The following is a 4,642-nucleotide window of genomic DNA, read 5'->3' as shown; positions in this document are numbered from 1 at the left end:
CTCGCCACCTCGCCAATGGCCGCGATGTCGCTTCCGGGAGCCGTTCCCGCGCGGGACCGTGTCCTGTCTGATGCGGAGCTTGGTCACGTGTGGGGGGCTAGTGGGGGGCTTGGTGCCGGCCTCGCGACCCCCCATTCGGTACTGCACCACGTAGCTCTTGGAGCCCTTGGGCGTGACCTTGAGCCCGAAGCCACGCAGGTCGGTGTCCCATACGAACAGGTCGCGTTCGCCCGCTTGAGCGCCGTCCACGCTGCGCTTGGAGAGTCTGACCGAGGGCATCGAGGCTCGCTCCAGCAATCACCCAGCAATCACACAGCAAGCAACTGGAGGCAAGCCACGGCGCCTCCACCGCGGAGTCGGCCTCACATCTTGCTGATATCACTTGAGATTATGGTGAACTTCGCAACTCGGTGCATGTGCAGGCGAGTATGAGCAGCTAATTCACACCGAGGGGGTCACAGGTTCAATCCCTGTCGCATCCACCATTCTTTTCAGCGGGTTGGCCATTCGGGCCAGTGGCGCTTTCTAGAATGCTTTCCAGCAACGTCCGCTGGGGGCCGCGGGCGTCATTGTCTCTGGACGTAGCTCTCAGCGACTTCAAAGGCCGCCCGCATCGTGAATGCGGGCACGGGCAGCGTGTACCTGGTCGACGTGAAGAGGCTGGCCAGCTTGATCTGCACGACGCCTGTCCGGCGTTCCCACCGCACCTTGGCGCTCCGACCGACGCTGCCGATAACTTCCAGGGCCATGGCGGTTCTCCTTTGCTGTGTCCGACCAAACCCTAGCCGGTTCGTCGTGGGGCGACGTTGATCGCAAGTTTGCGGGGCTGGTGACGGTGACGACGGCTTCGGCGAGCAGCCCGCAAAGCCCGTGGAGCCGCCGGACCGGCGCGGGGATTACGAGAGGGACGCGCGCCATCGCGCCTCAAGCCCGCAATGGGAAGGGGGTTGCGGCGCATGGCTGGCCCCTCCGGTGATGGCCTCGGCTATTGGGCCGGCCGGTGGCGGGCTCCGAAGCCAAAAAATGTAATGGCCCGACGTCCGCCGCGTCCTAGGGTCAGGCCCCCGTGAATCGGGGCGCGGCGGCTATGGGCCGCAGGAGCACCAACCATGCGAGCGGCGCGGGGCGGAAAGCGCATCCGACTCTCCCGGCGGGGCCGTGGTTTCGGCTGGCCGTGGGAACCACCCGCGGGCTGCGCACGCGCCCGCCGGCGGTCCGACTTAGGGCTGGCGGTAGCGCAACCCGCATGAGTCCGGCTCGCGCACCCCAGCCCGCGGGACGGTGGCGCAGGGCGTTCGGCGCGCCATCCCTTCGGTGGGACAACCCGGAGCCAATCCGCGAAGAACTCTTCGGGATCGAGCGTCTGGAGCAGCACGCCAGGAGCCTCGCGGCGGCGCAGGCCGTGGCGTCGCATTTGACGGCCGGCCACTCGCTGGCCCCGCGGCTCGCGGACAACGAGAGGGAGCTGCTTGAGGGCTATCGGGCCACCATGCGCGCCACCCGGGCCGGGATTGCGATCACCCCGGCGGCGGAGTGGCTCATCGACAACTTCCACCTTGTGGAAAGGCAGATCCGCGAGATCCGCGCCGACCTGCCGCCGGGCTATTATCGGCAGCTTCCGAAGCTGGCGTCCGGACCTTTCGAGGCCTATCCGCGGGTGTTCGGTGTCGCCTGGGCCTATGTCGCCCACACCGACAGCCGCTTCGACCTCGAGATCCTGCGGCGCTATGTGCGCGCCTACCAAGAAGTCCAGCCCCTGACGATCGGCGAACTCTGGGCGGTCTCGATCACCTTGCGGATCGTGCTGATCGAGAATCTGCGGCGGCTTGCCGAGAAGATCGCGCGCAGCCAGGAAGCCCGCCGGCAGGCCGACCAACTGGCTGACCGCCTGCTGGGCGCGGTCGGCCAGGCGGCGGCGGCGATGCTCGCGGATCGGGAGGAGCGGCCGCTGGCGAAAGCCTTCGTCGCCCAGCTGACGCATCGGCTTCGCGATCAGGACTTCCGCACCGCCCCAGCCCTCACTTGGCTCGACGAAAGGCTTGCGGCGCAGGGGACCACGGTCGACGCCGTGGTCCGCGAAGAGCAGGAGAGCCAGGTCAGCGCGAACGTCACGATGCGCAACATCATCACCAGCCTGCGCCTGATCTCCGAGGTCGACTGGCTCGATCTGTTCGAGAGCATCAGTCTGGTGAGCGACCTACTGAGCGCCGGCAGCGCCTTCCAGGACATGGATGTCGCTACCCGCAATCACTACCGCTCGGCGATCGAGGAGCTGGCCCGTGGTTCGGAGCGCACGGAAATCGATGTCGCCACCCGCGCGCTGCAGGCGGCGGAACACGGCCGACGGCTTGGAGGCGATCCGCAGGACCGACGGTCCGATCCCGGATACTCCCTTCTGGCGCCGGGCCGCCGCGCCTTCGAAAAGACCCTGGGCTACCGCCCGCCGCCAGAGGCCTGGACCGAGCGGCTGGGCCACGCGCTGGGGATCAAAGGCTACGGCGCAGCGATCGTCGGCGTGGCCGCGGCCTTCCTCGCAGCGCCGCTACTGATCCTCTCGGCTTTGCACGTCGAGGCGACCGGGCTGGCGGCGCTGGGCCTTCTGGGCATTGTCCCCGCCTTGGACGCTGCGGTGGCGATGGTCAACGTCGTGGTCACTCGGGTCTTCCGCGCGACCTTTCTGCCTGCGCTGGCGCTCCGTGGCGGGGTGCCGTCGCGCTTGCGCACCCTGGTTGCTGTGCCGATGCTGCTGAGCACCCAGGAGGTGATCGCCGAGCAGATCGAGGGGCTCGAGATCCACCATCTCGCCAGCCTGGACGGGGATATCCACTTCGCACTGCTTTCCGATTGGAATGACGCGGCAAGCGAGACCGTCGAGGACGACGAGGCCTTGCTTGCCGCCGCCTCCGAAGGCGTCGAACGGCTTAACCGGAAGTATGGGCCGGCCCCCGGCGGCGATCGTTTCCTGTTGCTGCACCGCCGACGGGTCTGGAGTGACGGCGAACAGCGCTGGATCGGATGGGAGCGCAAGCGCGGCAAGCTGCACGAACTCAATCGGCTACTGCGCGGGGCCGCCGACACCACCTACGCGCCGCAGGCCGGCGGCTCGCCGGCCGTGCCGCCCGACATCCGCTATGTCATCACCCTCGACGCCGACACCCGGCTCCCGCGGGACGCGGTGCGGCGCCTGATCGGCAAGATGGCCCACCCGCTCAACCAGCCCCGCTACGACAGCGCGCTTGGACGGGTGGTGGAAGGCTATGGGGTGTTGCAGCCTCGGGTGACCCCCTCCCTGCCGGGCCGCGACGCCGGGTCGCTGTTCCAGCGCATCTTCTCCAGCCCCAACGGCATCGATCCCTATGCCGCCGCCGTCTCGGACGTCTACCAGGACCTGTTCGGGGAGGGCTCGTACGCCGGCAAGGGCATCTACGAGATCGACGCCTTCGAGGCCGCGCTCGCCGGGCGCACGCCCGACGCCACCCTGCTCAGTCACGATCTGTTCGAAGGCGTGTTCGCGCGCGCCGGCCTGGCGTCGGACGTTGAGGTCGTCGAGGAATTCCCGGCCCGCTACGACGTCGCATCGCTGCGCCACCATCGCTGGGCGCGCGGCGACTGGCAGCTCCTGCCATGGATCTTCGGATGGGGCGGCGGGAAGCGGAAAGATGGCGGGCTCCCGACCGTCGGCCGCTGGAAGATGCTGGACAATCTGCGCCGCTCGTTGACGGCGCCGGCCGGGGTCATCGCCCTGTTTGCCGGGTGGACGCTGCCGTTGGCCGCCGCGTCGGCCTGGACCGCATTCGTGGTCTGCACGATCGCCGCCCCGGCGGTCTTCCCGTTGATCGGCGACCTCCTTTCCCGCCGCCCTGGGGGCGCCCGGCGCAGCTATCTTGCCGGCCTTGGCGACGACCTGCGCCTGGCGACCTATCGCTCGGGGCTCATGGTCATCCTGCTGGCGCACCAGGCCTGGCTGATGGGCGACGCGATCGGGCGCACCCTGTGGCGGCTGTTTGTGACGCGCCGGCATCTTCTGCAGTGGGTGAGCGCGGCCCAGAGCGCCAGCGGCCTTGGGCTGGAGACCGGACCTTTCTATCGCCGCATGGCTGGCGGCATAGTGATCGCGCTCGCCGCCCTGGCCCAGGCGTGGGTGTTCGGCCGCGACGCCTGGCCCCTAGCCGTGGGATTCTCGGCCGCCTGGATTCTTTCGCCCGCGGTGGCGCAGCGGCTGAGCTTACCGCAAGCTGATAGCGAGGCCGCGCCCCCGACCACCGAGGACGCGCTGGCGCTGCGACGGATCGCGCGCCGGACCTGGCGGTTCTTCGAGACCTTCGTCACCCCCGCCGACAACATGCTGCCGCCGGACAATTTCCAGGAGGATCCGGCGCCGGCCCTGGCCCATCGGACCTCGCCGACCAATCTGGGTCTCTATCTCCTGTCGGTGGCCAGCGCCCGCGACTTTGGCTGGATCGGAACCCTCGAGGCCGTCGAACGGATCGAAGCCTCCCTGGCCACCATGGGGCGCATGGCCCGTTACCGTGGCCATTTCTACAACTGGTACGACACGAAAGACCTGCGTCCGCTCGACCCGCAATATGTCTCCACCGTCGACAGCGGCAATCTGGCCGGTCACCTGATCGCGCTCGCCGGG

2 protein-coding genes and 1 pseudogene are annotated in these 4,642 nt (G+C 68.6%); 1 reads left to right on the top strand and 2 read right to left on the bottom strand.

The genetic code is table 11. From position 1 onward, the window contains the following. Together ACLL81_RS01385 and ACLL81_RS01380 are read right to left on the bottom strand one after the other, a co-directional pair. Positions 1-279: Arm DNA-binding domain-containing protein (locus ACLL81_RS01385; protein WP_411286553.1), on the bottom strand; the 279-nt coding region annotated here is incomplete at its 3' end. A gap of 287 nt (positions 280-566) precedes the next feature. Beyond that, the gene (locus ACLL81_RS01380) at positions 567-749 is read right to left on the bottom strand and encodes a hypothetical protein (RefSeq protein ID WP_411286552.1); all 183 of its coding nucleotides are present in this window, start codon (positions 747-749) and stop codon (positions 567-569) included. A gap of 653 nt (positions 750-1,402) precedes the next feature. Here ACLL81_RS01380 and ACLL81_RS01375 point away from each other — a divergent pair. Then, positions 1,403-4,642 (top strand): annotated as a pseudogene (locus ACLL81_RS01375) (glycosyl transferase); the annotation flags it as partial.

The sequence above is a fragment of the Phenylobacterium sp. genome (assembly GCF_046590535.1).
Taxonomy (GTDB): domain Bacteria; phylum Pseudomonadota; class Alphaproteobacteria; order Caulobacterales; family Caulobacteraceae; genus Phenylobacterium.
This window is presented reverse-complemented; position numbering and strand designations above follow the sequence as displayed.